Annotated in this window: 13 protein-coding genes; 4 read left to right on the plus strand and 9 right to left on the minus strand. The window is 46.0% G+C overall.

The annotated features are described in order from the left end of the window. Positions 1 to 7: 7 nt before the first annotated feature. The 4 genes from lgt to rppH are packed head-to-tail and all read right to left on the minus strand — an operon-like array spanning position 8 to position 4,423. The gene (lgt, locus tag VOA_RS16360) at positions 8 to 823 is read right to left on the minus strand and encodes a prolipoprotein diacylglyceryl transferase (protein ID WP_001135562.1); all 816 of its coding nucleotides are present in this window, start codon (positions 821 to 823) and stop codon (positions 8 to 10) included. Positions 824 to 851: 28 nt separating this feature from the next. Continuing rightward, positions 852 to 1,646 carry a sulfite exporter TauE/SafE family protein gene (locus VOA_RS16355; RefSeq protein WP_001019428.1) on the minus strand — a complete coding sequence of 265 codons (795 nt, stop codon included), beginning with the start codon at positions 1,644 to 1,646 and terminating at the stop codon, positions 852 to 854. A gap of 9 nt (positions 1,647 to 1,655) precedes the next feature. Further along, positions 1,656 to 3,902 carry a phosphoenolpyruvate--protein phosphotransferase gene (ptsP, locus tag VOA_RS16350; protein ID WP_009355716.1) on the minus strand — a complete coding sequence of 749 codons (2,247 nt, stop codon included), beginning with the start codon at positions 3,900 to 3,902 and terminating at the stop codon, positions 1,656 to 1,658. A 2-nt stretch (positions 3,903 to 3,904) separates the two neighbouring features. Further along, the gene (rppH, locus tag VOA_RS16345; protein ID WP_009355717.1) at positions 3,905 to 4,423 is read right to left on the minus strand and encodes an RNA pyrophosphohydrolase; all 519 of its coding nucleotides are present in this window, start codon (positions 4,421 to 4,423) and stop codon (positions 3,905 to 3,907) included. 678 nt (positions 4,424 to 5,101) lie between these two features. Here rppH and mutH point away from each other — a divergent pair. Together mutH and VOA_RS16335 are read left to right on the plus strand one after the other, a co-directional pair. Further along, entirely contained in the window at positions 5,102 to 5,767 is a 666-nt protein-coding gene (gene mutH, locus VOA_RS16340) for a DNA mismatch repair endonuclease MutH (protein ID WP_000801215.1), read from the plus strand. Between the two features lie 215 nt (positions 5,768 to 5,982). After that, entirely contained in the window at positions 5,983 to 7,017 is a 1,035-nt protein-coding gene (locus VOA_RS16335; RefSeq protein WP_001200437.1) for an NADP(H)-dependent aldo-keto reductase, read from the plus strand. 36 nt (positions 7,018 to 7,053) lie between these two features. On the opposite strand, the gene VOA_RS16330 is transcribed toward VOA_RS16335, so the two are convergent. From VOA_RS16330 to brnQ, 5 genes are all read right to left on the minus strand, one after another. After that, positions 7,054 to 7,305, minus strand: a complete 252-nt coding sequence (locus VOA_RS16330; protein ID WP_001249916.1) for a hypothetical protein — start codon at positions 7,303 to 7,305, stop codon at positions 7,054 to 7,056. 559 nt (positions 7,306 to 7,864) lie between these two features. Continuing rightward, positions 7,865 to 9,202, minus strand: a complete 1,338-nt coding sequence (gene vpsR / locus VOA_RS16320) for a cyclic-di-GMP-binding transcriptional regulator VpsR (RefSeq protein WP_000107106.1) — start codon at positions 9,200 to 9,202, stop codon at positions 7,865 to 7,867. Positions 9,203 to 9,474: 272 nt separating this feature from the next. Beyond that, a complete protein-coding gene (gene lysS / locus VOA_RS16315; RefSeq protein ID WP_000128758.1) occupies positions 9,475 to 11,007 on the minus strand; it encodes a lysine--tRNA ligase in 1,533 nt (510 codons plus the stop codon). A 31-nt stretch (positions 11,008 to 11,038) separates the two neighbouring features. Continuing rightward, positions 11,039 to 12,137 (minus strand): peptide chain release factor 2 gene (gene prfB, locus VOA_RS16310; protein ID WP_156794447.1). Its coding sequence is split into 2 segments (ribosomal slippage): positions 11,039 to 12,061 and positions 12,063 to 12,137, totalling 1,098 coding nucleotides; the frame shifts between segments, so codons are not numbered across the junction. Between the two features lie 167 nt (positions 12,138 to 12,304). Then, positions 12,305 to 13,618, minus strand: a complete 1,314-nt coding sequence (brnQ, locus tag VOA_RS16305) for a branched-chain amino acid transport system II carrier protein (RefSeq protein WP_000815030.1) — start codon at positions 13,616 to 13,618, stop codon at positions 12,305 to 12,307. Positions 13,619 to 13,926: 308 nt separating this feature from the next. Here brnQ and VOA_RS16300 point away from each other — a divergent pair, with 308 nt between their 5' ends. Beyond that, positions 13,927 to 14,646: a tRNA1(Val) (adenine(37)-N6)-methyltransferase gene (locus tag VOA_RS16300; RefSeq protein ID WP_009355719.1), complete on the plus strand. Its 720-nt coding sequence runs from the start codon at positions 13,927 to 13,929 to the stop codon at positions 14,644 to 14,646. A gap of 90 nt (positions 14,647 to 14,736) precedes the next feature. After that, the gene (srmB, locus tag VOA_RS16295) at positions 14,737 to 15,987 is read left to right on the plus strand and encodes an ATP-dependent RNA helicase SrmB (RefSeq protein WP_000597949.1); all 1,251 of its coding nucleotides are present in this window, start codon (positions 14,737 to 14,739) and stop codon (positions 15,985 to 15,987) included. Positions 15,988 to 16,085: the final 98 nt, after the last annotated feature.

The following is a 16,085-nucleotide window of genomic DNA, read 5'->3' on the forward strand; positions in this document are numbered from 1 at the left end:
AACTACCCTATTTTGCTGCCACACGGTCTTGATACAAACCACGTTTATAAGACCAAACCATCATCAAAATACCAATGATCACCATCGGTAAAGAAAGAATCTGCCCCATTGAAATGAAGCCACCAAACAAGCCCAATTGAGCATCTGGCTCACGGACGTATTCCACGAGGAAACGGAATGTACCGTAACCCGCCAAGAACAATCCAGACACGCTGCCTAGTGGTCGAGGTTTACGGATAAACCAATTGAGGATGAAGAACAGTACCACGCCTTCTAGTGCAAACTCATAAAGCTGTGATGGATGACGAGGTAGGGGGCCACCATTCGGGAAAACAAATGCCCAAGGCACATCAGTAACACGCCCCCACAGTTCACTGTTCATAAAGTTGCCAAGACGCCCCATCCCCAAACCAAATGGCACAAGAGGAGCCACAAAATCGGCGACACCAAAGAAGGTACGTTGATTTTTTCGGGCATACCAGAACATGGCCGTAATCACACCCAATAAACCACCATGGAAAGACATACCGCCGGTCCACACTTTAAAGAGGTAAAGAGGATCTGCAAGGAATAGATCGAAGTTGTAGAAAATGACGTAGCCGACTCGTCCACCAATCACCACACCTAGAAAGCCCGCAAATAGCAGATCTGAAACTTGTTCACGCGTCCAACCACTTCCTGCACGATCGGCACGTCGATTAGCCAACCACATCGCAAAAAGAAAACCCACCAGATACATCAAACCATACCAACGTACTGCTAGGGGTCCGATAGAAAACAATACGGGGTCAATATTGGGAAACTGCAGATAACCCTGAGGCATAACAAACCTTCTCTAAAAATTAGTGGTGTTACTGAAATAACATAGTGGCAGCAACACACATCAAAAAGATGGCAAAGAACTTCTTCAGTCTTGCCGTTGGCATTTGCGTGGCAAGCTTAGCACCAATCCTTGTTGTGAGCATTGATGTCGTTGCTATCGCTAACAAAGCAGGCACATAAACGTAGCCAATACTGTATTGCGGTAAATTCTCGACCTGATAACCGTGCAAAATAAAGCCAATCATGCCCGATATTGCAATCGCAAAACCGCACACTGACGAAGAACCTACCGCTTTTTTCATCTCAATGCCATGCCGGTTCAAAAAAGGCACGGACAATGAACCACCACCAATTCCCGCTAGGCTTGATACCACTCCGATTCCTGTACCACATAACGTAGTGATCAAGGCATTCGGCATAGGATGATGTTGCTGCATACGAATAGAGCGGAACATCTGCACACTCAGGCACAACACGATCACACCAAACACTTTGGGCAGGTATTGGCTAGGGATCCACTCAGCAACTGCAGAACCAAAAAATCCGCCCACCACCACACCGGGCATCAACCATTTGACAACAAACAAATCGACATTCCCCAGTTTTAAGTGGTTTAACGCCGAAGACCCTGAAGTAAGAATAATGGTTGCCAGTGAAGTCGCTAACGCAAGTTGCATCGTGATCTCGGCTGAGACTCCAGCATAGGGCAATAGAAAGAGCAGTGCAGGCACAACCAATAAACCACCGCCGATACCCAACAAACCAGCAAGCACACCCACTACTGCACCTAACAGCAGCAGCAAAGCTAAGAGTTCAATATTCACATTTGGTTCCTATTTTTTGCCTGCGCGAACAAAACCAGCAAAACCGTGTTTTTCAATATAAGCGAGCATCATATCGTAAATATCTCGTCCATAAGGCTGAGTTAACGTACGGTCAGCCAGCTGTTTCAATTCCGCCAGTTCAGAGTGACGCACCAAATATTTTACTTTGGCGACGTTGGAGGTATTCATACTCAAAGTGGTATATCCGAGGCCAATCAGCAGTAAGGCTCCGATAGGATCACCGGCTAATTCCCCACAGACACAGACTGGGATCTGATGGGTTTCACAAGTCACTTGGATCTGCTTGAGCGCCATAACAACCGCTGGGTGCATAGATTCATACACGTCCGCGACACGGGCATTGTTACGATCCACGGCTAATAGGTACTGCGTTAAATCGTTGGTACCCACGGAGACAAAATCAATTTTGTCAGCAATTAACGGCAGCAGATAGAGCATGGAAGGTACTTCAATCATGATGCCTATTTGCGGCATGACGATTCGCGGATCAATCAAGGAAACCTCTTGATAGGCTTGATAGATAAACTTCAAAGCATCATCCAACTCCTTCGCACCAGAGATCATCGGCAAGAGAATGGATAAATTACCTGATTCCGCACTGGCTTTGAGCATGGCTCGTAGCTGGATAATAAAAATATCAGGGTGATCTAAGGTAAAACGAATACCACGCCAACCGAGAAACGGGTTATCTTCCTCAATCGGTAAATAAGGCAAAGGCTTGTCACCACCAATATCCAACGTGCGCATCACTACACGTTGATGAGGGTAGGTATTAAGCACATGGCGATATTGTTGAGTCTGCTCTTCTTCAGAAGGAAAACGGTGTTGCAGTAGAAAAGAAATTTCCGTGCGATACAGACCAACCCCATCCACCCCTTGATTGACGGCAATGCTAGTATCAGCACTCAAGCCCGCATTCAGCAGCAACTCGACTCGGGCACCATCAAGAGTAAAAGCGGGTTCACGAATCGCATCATTAACCATACGTGATAACTCACGCTCTTCATTGGCTAAAGCTCGATATTCATTAAGAATGGTTTTCGAAGGCGAGATAAAAAGCTTGCCGCTATAACCATCCACTATGCCCTTTTTACCATTAAGATCGCGCAAATTGATCGAGACCCCCATCACAGCAGGGATCCCTAACGCACGAGACAAAATCGCCGCATGCGAGTTTGCCGCCCCCTCAAGGGAAACCACAGCCAACAGCTTATCTTTCGGCAGGGCAGCTAGAATACTGGCCGTGAGTTCTCTCACCACTAAGATTACCGGCTTATCAATTTTCGGTTGCGCCGATTCGGTATTGAGCAAGAAAAACAGTAAACGTTGGCCTAACTCACGCACATCTTGTGCACGTTCACGTAGATAAACATCCGACATTCGCGCAAAACGGTTTGAATAACTTTCCACCACTTGTCTGAGCGCCCAATCAGCCCGATCCCCTTTTTGGATCTGCGCTTTGAGATCATTGCGCAGCATAGGGTCGTTCAGAAGGTGGGTAAACAGGTCAAAAATAGCGAGCGCTTCTTTGTTGATATCGCCATCCAGCTTTTTGCGCATCCGGCGAAAATCAGCCAAAGCACTCTCTACCGCTAAAGCGATGCGCTCTTGCTCTAGATCGATATCCAGCGTTGAGGCTGGCAGGACTTCAGAGAGATCTGGTTGCGTGTCATCCCACCAGAATTCACCGATCGCCACACCTGAAGAGGCGGCAACCCCAGTGATCGCCTGCTGTTTTTTAGATAAACGCCAATGCCCTTGGGTTTGGGCATGCGCGACTAGCACAGCGAGCTGCGCAGCGAGCGTCACCAAAAAGGAGACTTCCATTTCACTGAATAAGCGAGGGGATTTTTGCTGCACCACCAACACACCCAGCACTTGCTTACGGTGGATGATGGGTGTGCCAAGGAAAGAGTGGTAAACCTCTTCCCCAAGCTGTTTAAAATATTTAAAGCTAGGATGTTTCGATGCTTCGGCTAGGTTAATCGGCTCGGCAGAACGCTTGACGAGCCCCACCAAACCTTCATCAAAATCAATGAGGATTTTATCGCCTTTGAATTTGAGTCCTTGAGTCGCCATTAACTCTAATCGGTGCATCTCCTCATTAGCTAAGTAAACAGTACAACACTCTGTGCTCATCGCTTCACAGGTCTGTTTTACAAAAATATCCAACGCCTGATAGACGTCTTCTACCTTTGAAACCTGTTCGACTATATCCCTTAGCTGAGAAAGCATGCCTAACCTCTATGAGTATTGCGTTTGCCCTTCACTTTCCGTTCTTTAAATGGCATCGCTAATGATGCGAACTCTTTCATCGCACGACGATAAACATCACGCTTAAACGACACCACTTGCCGTACTGGATACCAGTAAGTGACCCAGCGCCAACCATCAAACTCAGGGGAACTACCACGTTGCATGTTGATTTTAGATTCATCACACTCTAAACGCAGCAAGAACCATTTCTGTTTTTGTCCGATACAGACGGGTTGAGAATCCCAACGCACCAAACGCTTTGGCAATTTATAACGCAGCCAATGACGACTGGTTGCAATCACTTTAACGTCTTTCTTGGTTAGCCCAACCTCTTCATACAATTCACGGTACATGGCTTGTTCTGGAGACTCTCCATCATCAATTCCCCCTTGAGGAAATTGCCATGAGTGTTGCCCGTATCGTTTCGCCCAGAAAACCTGACCATGGTTGTTACAAATCACAATCCCGACATTCAGCCGGTAACCATCGCCATCGATCACTGGCAAACCTCTAGTAAATTCTTTAATTGCGTTGATTTTTCCACATATCCCCAAGCGGAGCAAACTTACTATTGTGATTAGCCCGATATTTATTAGTAAATTGGATAAAAAAGGATAAGTTCAGTATCAAATCTAAGTTATCAACAATTTTATGAGACATACCGCGCATTTATTCACGTTTTCTGTGAATAACCGTGTGAAGAAACCTTGGCATTGTGCAAAAAAATCCATTTATCAACAAACACAACTCAGTCAAAAATCAAAAAAAACAAACATTAACTCTATAAAAACAATTAGTTATATTAAAATTGAACACTTAACCAAACACTCAAAGTTCAGCAGCCCAAAAATCCTCAGCAAGAGGTTAAAGATCCATCAGTTTTCGAGTGTCAGTGCCCGACTCAGCACTGATGGCCAAGGGAGAAAACTGTGACGCTCGACTCCTTCCTATCAAACACTGTGTATTGATCCATGAGTTAAGCCCTCTTGTTTCAACTAAAAATAAAACTGTGGATAACCTGACGATGGAAGCTCAATGCGAGAAAAATCTTCGCTTTCAAGTCACCTTTCTCCGACTCCTTGGCAACACTTTCCACAACAAAATATCCAGCTCAAAAATGGCAAGCGCAAACAAAATCGGTACAATCACGCCAGTGATGTGTAAAGCCGAAAAACGACATGAAACCCGCACCAACTTCCCAACAAGAATTATTAACTCGCGCTCAAGAAATTGCGGGCCTAAGTTTCGCAGAGCTCGCCGATGAAGCAGGAATGTGTGTCCCCCCTGATTTGCGTAAAGATAAAGGCTGGGTAGGACAACTTTTGGAATGGCATCTAGGAGCAACTGCAGGCAGCCGTCCACAGCAGGACTTCGAACATCTTGGTATTGAGCTAAAAAGCATTCCGGTTAGCTACACGGGAAAACCTCTAGAAACCACCTTCGTCTGCGTGGCACCTCTCACGGGGGTGCATGGTTTAACGTGGGAGCAAAGCCATGTGCGCAACAAGCTCTCCAAAATCCTGTGGATACCCGTGCAAGGTGAACGCGAAATTCCGCTGGCAGATCGCCGTGTTGGTTCGCCATTACTTTGGAGTCCTTCACCTGAAGAAGAAGCCCAACTCAAAGCTGATTGGGAAGAGTTGATGGAGTTGATCGTTCTTGGCAAAGTAGCACAAATCACCGCCAAACATGGAGAGGTACTACAACTACGACCTAAAGCGGCCAATGGTCGTGCACAGACGGAAGCCTACGGTGCAAATGGCCGTCCAATCAAAACCTTACCGCGTGGTTTTTACTTACGCACTCAATTTACAGCTCAAATTCTGCAACGCCATTACGCCTAATCATCGCATCTGCGACATTTTTGTTTTCGTGTCGCCACGAGTCGCTTATAGTGAAAATCCTGTCTCCCTTTTGTAATTTCATAATGGCATGGATTCAGGACTCAATCGCACATTGTGTTTTCTCATCCCTATGACGTAGAGTGCTCGGCACTGTGCCAAGACGTCAACCGAAAGGGACTTGTATTCGCTCTTTGGCTCTCAGACAAGGAAGTACTATGCAATATACCAAGCTGCCTCACTCCAGCCTCGAAATCAGCAAGATCTGTTTAGGCACCATGACTTTTGGTGAACAGAACTCACAAGCTGATGCCTTTCAACAGCTCGATTACGCATTAGAACGTGGTGTTAACTTTATCGATACTGCGGAGATGTATCCGGTTCCTCCAACAGCCGAAACTCAAGGTAAAACCGAAGAATTTATTGGCAACTGGCTGGCTAAATCAGGCAAACGTGAAAAAATTGTGCTAGCGACCAAGGTAGCAGGGCCTCGCAACGTTCCTTACATTCGCGACAAAATGGCGTTAGATCATCGCAATATTCACCAAGCCGTTGATGATAGTTTACGCCGCCTGCAAACCGATTATATTGACCTCTACCAAATCCACTGGCCACAGCGTCAAACCAACACTTTTGGTCAGCTCAATTATCCTTACCCTGATACACAGGAAGAAGTCACACTAATTGAAACACTCGAAGCGCTGAGTGTTCTGGTGCGCATGGGTAAAGTCCGTTACATTGGCGTCTCAAATGAAACACCTTGGGGAGTGATGAGCTATCTACGCTTAGCCGAAAAACACGAGCTACCGAGAATTGTCTCCATCCAAAACCCTTACAATCTGCTCAACCGCAGTTTTGAAGTGGGGCTCGCTGAAATTAGCCATCACGAAGGAGTGAAACTTCTCGCTTACTCCCCTCTTGCTTTTGGTGCTTTAAGCGGAAAATACCTCAATGGCGCTCGTCCTGCTGAGGCACGCTGTACATTGCATCAGCGCTTCTCTCGCTACTTCACACCTCAAGGGCAGCTTGCCACCCAAGCGTATGTCGAACTCGCCCAACAGTTTGGACTCGATCCAGCACAAATGGCACTGGCGTTTGTTAATCAGCGCCCATTTGTGGCCTCGAATATTATCGGAGCCACAACTATGGAGCAGTTAAAATCGAATTTGGATAGTTTGGATATTTCATTAAATGCAGAACTTCTGCAAAAAATTCAGGAGATTGGAACCACTTATTCCAATCCATGTCCTTAGTGATATGGGGCTGGCGGACTCACTAGCCCCTTACCATTACGTCGGTATTCGCGCAGCTAACACTCGGCGAATATGTCTCACACGGCGTTCTGCGACAACAGCATCAGGCAAACTCAAGCCGATTGGACGACCATCCGTTTCCAAGCCAATATCACGTAGCAGATGTGGATTATTCCAAGGTACATGATGACTACTTCTGCGCACTTTACGCTTCCATTCTCGCTCCTCACGACGTAGATCAGCACGAACCAGTAATACAGCTAGTTGTAAGTAAATAGATTGACGCATGATGATTTTCTCCAGTTTGTTTGCTGGGGAAAATGACGGTAGGAAAGTCTGAAGACACTCTTACTCAGCTGCCATTTTCCGCAGCCTAATAAGAGGTTACGGATTAATTCAGTGATCTTTGCTCAAATCATTGCCCATTGCGCACACGGGAAAATCTCGGAGTGCGGTTTGGGTTGAATCAAGATCAGAAGCGCAAAGCAATGTTGCAAATACGAAATGTGCCATGATGCGCCTCCAAGCAAAGTCAATTAATCCAAAAGAAGTATGTGGTGTAAGTGAAACTTACGGTTAAATTCTAAACAACACAGGTTACAAAGTTCAACATTTTATTACATGCGTTCGAAAATACAGCGTTTATTGCTAAGCAATGCCTTTATCGTGTTTAAGAATAACATATTCACCTAGGTAATAATTTCAATATGGAATATGCATCCAGTTCTAAACATTCCATTCGTGTGTTACCAACCTTAAATGGATCAAAGCAATGGCCGAATCTCCAATGAAAAAATCAGCCACTAATTAAGTGGCTGAATATTATTGGCTCTCAGAGAGTTTTAATTTAAAACGTTTCATCAGTGATCAGATTGTGCTTATTCAACAATCGATACATGGTGGCACGAGAAACACCAAGCTCTTTTGCGGCGGTGGATACTTGTCCTGAATGCGATTCTAAAACCAGCAGCAATGCATCGCGCTCTGAACGCTCACGAATACTCTTCAAACTACGGCGGCCATCGCTGCGCTTTGGCAAATCAAGTTGTGACTCATCTAACACGACTGAGTCTGACATCAACACCACACGTTTAATTTGGTTCATCAGTTCACGTACATTGCCCGGCCAGTGGTAGCGGGTTAAACCACGTACAGCATCTTCAGAAAAACTACGCGCTTGCGCGTTGTACTCTTTCGAATACTCCTGCAAGAAATGCTTCGCCAGTAGCACTATGTCAGACGCCCGTTCTTTCAAACTAGGAACATTAATCCGCAACACATTAATGTAGTGATATAACTCCTCATTGAAATCACCATCAATCAGAGCTTTTTCAATATCTGATGAGTTGGCGGCTAAAATTCGCACATCCACCGCACGAACCCCATGCCCTGTTTCAACGGTGCCTTCTTGTAAAAAGCGCAGCAGGTTGAGTTGCTGACTTTTGGGTAATGTCAAAATATCATTGAGAAGCAGCGTCCCCCCATCTGCCTGCATTAATAGAGGTAGCTGGAGCTCATCCGTCTTTTCTCCAAGACCAAATAATTCAGTCTCTAGCCGCTTTTCTGACATGGCTCGACAATTGATAGAGATGAACGGTTTTTGCCCGCGTGATGAGGTCTTGTGGATGGCTCTGGCTACCGTTTCTTTACCCGTTCCACTTTCGCCATAGATAAGAATACTAACATCGGTAGGGCCAATGCGTTTGATTTGATCCCGCAGCCGTTTCATCGGCATCGATTCACCAATCAACCCCATATTTCCAGCAGAACCAAAATGTGGCCAAACTTTCTTTTCCAGTTTCAACATGCCTAGCTGATGGCCAATGGTGCTCAAAAGTTGGGCATCAGGGATGGGCGCGGTAAAGAAATCAATACAAAAGTTAACGATAAACTGGCAAATGGTATCTGAACTTAACTGCGCTTCACGGATGAAAGCTAACCAACGCACCTGCTTATGGCTACTCACCAGATTCGCTATACCATTCAGGCTAAACTCATCATGACTTAAATCTACGATACCGATACAGGGACCGGTTTCAACAAACAGTGTATCCGCTTTACGCAAATCAGCGACTTGTGTACAGCGCCAACCCACTTTCTCTAAAACAGCAAGCCAAGGCTCATAAGTACCACCCACTACCACAAGCGAGCCAGGTACGGAATCCATACGGAATTGAGTGCTCATGAAGCTATATTCCTTATTTTTATTGTTACGATGCGGATTATTCTATTCGCACCAACTACTTGTCACGAACGTTACATTAACGAGACTTTGCACCAGAATCTGTCTCACAGATAAGACTAGACGACATTTTCTAAACTTTCTAACCAACTTATGGGAGAACATCATAGTTCAGATGTAAGAAGATCTTACTTTTCAGAGAATTGATATGATTTTTTTCTTGGAGAAATAAAAAAAGCCGCTCATTTGGCGGCTTTTTAGAACAACGTTAGTGATTATTGCTGAGGGCGCATCGCTGGGAACAAGATCACATCACGGATGGTGTGTGTATTGGTCAGTAGCATAACCAGACGATCAATACCAATACCTTGGCCTGCGGTTGGCGGTAGGCCGTGTTCTAAAGCGGTAATGTAGTCGGCATCGTAGAACATCGCTTCATCATCACCAGACTCTTTCGCTTCCACTTGAGCTTTGAAGCGCGCGTCTTGGTCTTCAGCATCGTTAAGTTCTGAGAAGCCGTTTGCCACTTCACGACCACCGATGAAGAACTCAAAGCGATCAGTGAAGAACGGGTTATCATCACTACGACGCGCCAGTGGAGAGATATCCGCTGGGTAACCTGTGATGAAGGTTGGTTGCATCAGTTTAGGCTCGGCCGTTTCACCAAAGATCTCTTCAAGAAGCTGGCCACATGTCCAGAAAGGTTCAACATCAACGTGAACTGATTTCGCGATAGAAACCATGAGATCACGGTTTTGGATGTCATCTTCGGTGAGAGCTTGGATCTGTGCGTGATTTGGGTTGTAGTGCTTGATCGCATCGAACATGCTCATGCGCGCGTATTTACCACCAAACTCAACGGTATGCTCACCGTAAGGCATTGAGGTTGAACCAAGCACTTCTAACGCCACTGAGCTGAGCAGTTCTTCCGTCAAGTCCATCAGATCTTTGTAGTCTGCGTACGCCATATAGAATTCCATCATGGTGAATTCTGGGTTGTGACGAGGAGAAAGACCTTCGTTACGGAAGTTACGGTTGATTTCGAATACACGATCAAAACCACCCACAACCAGACGTTTCAGGTACAGTTCAGGCGCGATACGCAGGTACATCGGCATGTCGAGCGCGTTGTGGTGCGTGATGAATGGACGCGCACTCGCACCGCCAGGGATTACGTGCATCATTGGCGTTTCCACTTCCATGAACTGTTTTGAGATCATGAAATTACGAATTGCTGACATCACTTTAGAACGTACAACGAAAGCGTTGCGCGAGTTTTCATTGACGATCAGGTCAACGTAACGCTGACGGTAACGCATTTCTTGGTCAGTCAGACCATGGAATTTCTCTGGCAGTGGGCGCAGTGCTTTAGTCAGCAGTTGGAATTGTTCCATGTTGACGTACAAATCGCCTTTACCGGATTTGTGCAGTGCACCTTGTACACCGATGATGTCACCGATATCCAGACCTTGGTATTTCTCTTTCAGTTCTTGTTGAACTTCTTTCGATGCGTAAGCCTGAATACGGCCAGAAGTCTCTTGAATCACCAAAAATGGACCACGCTTTGCCATCACGCGACCTGCGATAGACACAACATGATTCAATGCTTCCAGCTCTTCCTTACTCTTTTCACCGAACTCCTTCTGCAGATCACCTGCTAGGCTGTCGCGACGGAACGAATTTGGGTGCCCATTCGCCTTACAGTCCTTACGGATGTGATCCAACTTGCTGCGACGCTCTGCAATCAGTTTGTTTTCTTCTTGCGCGATTTGCTCTTGATTAATCTCGTTTTGAACAGCATCAGTCATTTGCATGTACCTTGTGTAGTCGGTAAAAAGCTTACAGGCCTGATTTCAGGCTAGCTTCAATAAATTTGTCTAAGTCACCATCGAGTACCGCTTGCGTGTTGCGGTTTTCAATACCTGTACGTAAATCCTTGATTCGTGAGTCATCCAACACGTAAGAACGGATTTGGCTACCCCAACCGATATCAGATTTAGAATCTTCGTTAGCCTGTTTCTCGGCATTCTGCTTTTGCAGTTCCAATTCAAACAATTTGGCGCGAAGTTGCTTCATCGCTTGGTCTTTGTTTTTGTGCTGTGAGCGGTCGTTTTGGCACTGTACAACTGTATTGGTCGGTACGTGAGTAATACGCACTGCCGATTCAGTGGTGTTAACGTGCTGACCACCGGCACCAGAAGCACGATACACGTCTATACGCAGATCGGCAGGGTTAATTTCGATATCTATGTTTTCATCCACTTCAGGATAGATGAAAGCCGAGGCAAACGATGTATGACGACGACCGCCCGAATCAAATGGGGATTTACGCACTAAACGGTGCACGCCCGTTTCTGTCCGCAACCAACCATAAGCGTAATCACCAATGATACGCACAGTGGCCGATTTCAATCCTGCTACATCACCTTCTGAAACTTCAATGACTTCGGTTTTAAAGCCTTTAGCATCAGCCCAACGCAAGTACATGCGTAGCAGCATAGAAGTCCAGTCTTGTGCTTCAGTACCGCCAGAGCCAGCTTGTAGGTCAAGGTAGCAATCTGAAGCATCGTGATCACCAGAGAACATACGGCGGAATTCGAGCTGTTCGAGTTTAGCTTCTAGCTCTTCCAATTCCGGACCAATTTCATCAAACGTTTCTTGATCTTCTGCTTCGATGGCGAGTTCTAGTAGACCATCGACATCTTCCACACCACGATCCAATTGATCTATGGTATCGACTACCGCTTCTAACGCTGAACGCTCTTTACCTAAGGCTTGCGCACGCTCAGGTTGAGTCCAGACATCAGGTTGTTCTAGTTCAGCATTGACTTCTTCAAGACGCTCTTTTTTAGCATCGTAGTCAAAGATACCCCCTCAGGATATTTGTGCGTTCAGACACATCCTGCAGGCGATTTTTAATAGGATTGATTTCAAACATGTTGGCTTACGGGTTATGAATAGAAATTAACCGCGGAATTCTACTGAAAAATGTGATGAAGATACAGGAAAAATATTCTTTCCTAGAGAGGAAATCAGAATAACCACCAAAAAATAAGTATAAAAAAGCGGAAGCCTCGGCTTCCGCTTTTTCGGTATTGAGGAGGGTTAAACCAACTCTTCTTCTAGAACTTGTGATGATGCACCAGAGATGAAGAACATGCAGATTAGAGCAGCACAAGTTGGTAGCAACCAGCCCATTCCATATTCAAAGAATGGCAGGAAATCAAAAGCAGAAACATCAAAACCTGCTACCTTCGCAGCATCGAGCAAAGCAACCAGCAGAGATACCGACAATACCACACGGTAAGCAACACGAGGATTAGGTAGTTTGTGACGCACAAAAGTCAAAGCCACCAGCGCAATCGCCACTGGGTACAATGCAAACAATACAGGGATAGACAAGGTGATCAGCTGTGCTAAGCCAACATTAGCGACTACGCCACAAGCGACACCATTAATGACAACCCATTTTTTGTATGACAGGGGAGTATGCTTACTGAAGAAATCTGAACAGGCTGAAATCAAACCTACTGCCGTGGTCAAACAGGCCAGCATAACGATCACAGACAAGACAAATTGACCGTTGTGACCAAACAAGGCTTTCACGTATTGGCTTAGAATCGCACCACCATTATTGGCACCGGCCGCCACGCTTGAGCTGGTTGCACCAAGGTAGAACAGTGAACCGTAAACCAGAGCTAGACCCACGGCCGCAATCACAGCAGAAGAAATCAAGTAACGCGTAGTTGCCGCACGATCGGTAATCCCTTTGCTACGCAGTGCGTCCACAATCAAGATACCAAACATCAGCGATGCAAACGTATCCATGGTGTTGTAGCCTTCTAAGAAACCTTTGGTCAGCGGTTGGCTTAGGTATTCACCTTGCGCGGCAATCATCTCACCTTGAGGATTCATAAATACGCCAAGTGCTAGGATGATCAGGCCAATAAAAAGAGCAGGAGTCAGTAATTTACCGATCAAATCAACTAACTTGCCTTGCGACCATGAGAAAAACATCGCAACAGTAAAAAACAGCACAGAGAAAATGGCTAAGTCAAATTGAGTGCTCTCAACGAAAAAGGGTTTCACTGCCATTTCAAACGCAACAAGACCAGTACGTGGTGCAGCAAACGCAGGGCCAATCACGATCAGGATCAGTGCCGCCATCAAGACGGATGCTTTGACCGGAAGATCTTTCGTAAGATGCTCCCAACTCCCGCCAGCGACCGCAACCGCGATGATCGTAATAAGAGGTAGACCTACTGCAGTCAGCAAAAAGCCGAACATGGCTGGGGTAATATTCTCACCTGCCAACTGGCCTGCGAGAGGTGGAAAAATGATATTGCCTGCGCCTAAAAAGAACGCGAACAGCATAAAGCCCAAAGCTAAAATATCTGCTAGTTTTAACGTCTGCTTCACAGATAACCCTTATTTATAAATGTAATGAATGTTGTGTATGCATATCACTGCTTATAAAAATGTAAGTTCAAGCAGCTTATGGCCGAATAATGACGAATGTGCCTGTATTTCGCAACCGCAAAGCAAAAAACGCCACAATAATTTATATTCACAACAACAATGCAGTGTCATATGCTAGATGAATGTAAAAAACCAGAATTACAGACTGCATAATCAGTACGTTTTTTCACCAATCAACAGAATAAAATATTAGCAATCATCTGCAGACTAGAGCTTTTCGCTTAACTCTCATTTGGCACAGAATTACGATGAAAACCAATAAATTAATGAATAAACACTTTCGATTTAAACAATTCTGTATAGAAGAAGGGGAATGCGGAATGCCGATCAGCACCGATGGCGTGTTACTCGGTAGTTGGGCATTTACTTCTCCTCCCTTGTCGATTTTGGATATTGGATGCGGTACAGGACTACTCAGTTTTATGTGCGCGCAGCGCTTCCCAGAGGCGGACATTACCGCACTGGATATTGAACTCAGCGCTTTTCAGGCCACAGAGCACAATCGGAAGAATAGCCCTTGGGCAGACCGGATAACCTGCCACCATCACGACATTTTGCACTGGCAACCAGACCGACGTTTTGCAGCAATTATTTGTAATCCACCTTATTTCAACAGTGGTGAAACAGCTCAACAGCAGGTTAGAGCGACTGCACGCCACACCATCAGCTTGCAGCATCAAGCCTTGATTGAGCGCTTACCTAAGCTCCTCAAATCCGATGGCGTAGCGAGCTTTATTCTCCCCAAAACGGAAGGTGAAGATTTTATTGTCCTCGCCAAACAAGCAGGGCTTCACTTGGGGCGTTATTGTCAAGTACAGCCGACCTCAAGCAAACCTGTCCATCGATTATTGTTTGAGCTGCATCTCTCCCCTTGTACAACGGAGGATTCCGTACTGGTGATCCGCGAAAAGGATGACTACAGTGAAGAGTTCCAGCACCTAACCCGTGATTTTTATCTGAAGATGTAGCAATTAAAGATGTGATCTAAAGCGCGATCCATCTATAATGTGCGCCCTGTTTTAAGACAGAGCCTTTCAACGCTTGTGGAGTAATTATTTGTGATTAAAACCTTTGCCGACCTCGAACTCGATCCAATATTGCTTGAAGCGATCGAAGAAATGGGCTTTAGCCGCCCAACCCAAGTTCAGGCTGAAGCAATTCCGCAAGCTCTGGATGGCCGTGATGTCTTAGCCTCGGCCCCTACGGGTACAGGTAAAACGGCTGCATTTGCCATTCCAGCACTGCAATACTTGCTTGATTTTCCACGCCGTAAACCGGGCCCTGCGCGGATTTTGATCCTCACACCGACTCGTGAACTGGCGATGCAAGTCGCTGAACAAGCACAAGCGCTGGCTAAAAATACTCGCCTGAACATTTTCACCATTACGGGTGGGGTTCAGTACCAAGAACACGCCGATATTCTGGCCACCACTCAAGATATCGTGGTCGCAACACCAGGACGTCTGCTGGAATACATTGATGCTGAGCGTTTTGACTGTCGTGCGATTGAATGGCTAATTCTCGATGAAGCGGACCGTATGCTGGATATGGGCTTTGGTCCAACCGTTGATCGCCTCTCGACCGAGTGCCGCTGGCGTAAACAAACCCTACTGTTCTCGGCTACTTTAGAAGGCCGTGGTGTGGAAGGGTTTACTGCCGATCTATTAAAAGATCCCGCACATGTCGATGCGGAACCTCCACGCCGTGAACGTAAGAAAATTTCGCAGTGGTACCACCGCGCCGATGACATGCCGCATAAAGTGGAACTGCTGAAAAAGATCCTGACCGAGCAAGCTGAACGTTCAATTGTGTTTTTGAAAACTCGTGAGCGTCTCGCTGACCTGCGTGCTGAGCTGGAAAAAGCCCAGATCCCGTGTGCATGGATCCAAGGTGAAATGCCTCAAGATCGACGTAACAATGCGATCAGCCGTTTCCGTGAAGGCGATGTCAATATTCTGCTGGCTACCGATGTGGCTGCGCGTGGTATCGATGTGCCAGACATCAGCCATGTAATTAACTTTGACTTGCCACGCAGTGCTGACGTCTACCTACACCGTATCGGTCGCACCGGACGTGCAGGGAAAAAAGGCATCGCCATTTCACTGGTTGAAGCGCACGACCAACCTATGATGGCGCGTGTTGAGCGTTACATCAAAGAAGAAGTCAAAGAACGTTTTATTGATGGCCTACGCCCTAAACACAAAAAACCTGTGTTTAAGAAAAAGAAAAAAGACACCAAAAAAGCAACGGATAAAGGCACCGCGAAAAAGAAAACCGCAAGCAAAGCAAGAACGGCAAAGAAAAAATAACCGCCGAAACCTGATGACAAAAAAGCCGATGATTTCTCATCGGCTTTTTTATATCCGAGATTAAAAATAAAGGCGCGCTCTAAAGTAGGCACGCCTTC

This window comes from Vibrio sp. RC586 (genome assembly GCF_000176715.1).
Classification (GTDB): domain Bacteria; phylum Pseudomonadota; class Gammaproteobacteria; order Enterobacterales; family Vibrionaceae; genus Vibrio.

Coding starts and splice junctions, on each gene's coding strand:
- lgt (WP_001135562.1), bottom strand. CDS start 823: ATGCCTCAGGGTTATCTGCAGTTTCCCAATATTGACCCCGTATTGTTT.
- ptsP (WP_009355716.1), bottom strand. CDS start 3,902: ATGCTTTCTCAGCTAAGGGATATAGTCGAACAGGTTTCAAAGGTAGAA.
- mutH (WP_000801215.1), top strand. CDS start 5,102: ATGAAACCCGCACCAACTTCCCAACAAGAATTATTAACTCGCGCTCAA.
- VOA_RS16335 (WP_001200437.1), top strand. CDS start 5,983: ATGCAATATACCAAGCTGCCTCACTCCAGCCTCGAAATCAGCAAGATC.
- VOA_RS16330 (WP_001249916.1), bottom strand. CDS start 7,305: ATGCGTCAATCTATTTACTTACAACTAGCTGTATTACTGGTTCGTGCT.
- vpsR (WP_000107106.1), bottom strand. CDS start 9,202: ATGAGCACTCAATTCCGTATGGATTCCGTACCTGGCTCGCTTGTGGTA.
- lysS (WP_000128758.1), bottom strand. CDS start 11,007: ATGACTGATGCTGTTCAAAACGAGATTAATCAAGAGCAAATCGCGCAA.
- VOA_RS16300 (WP_009355719.1), top strand. CDS start 13,927: ATGAAAACCAATAAATTAATGAATAAACACTTTCGATTTAAACAATTC.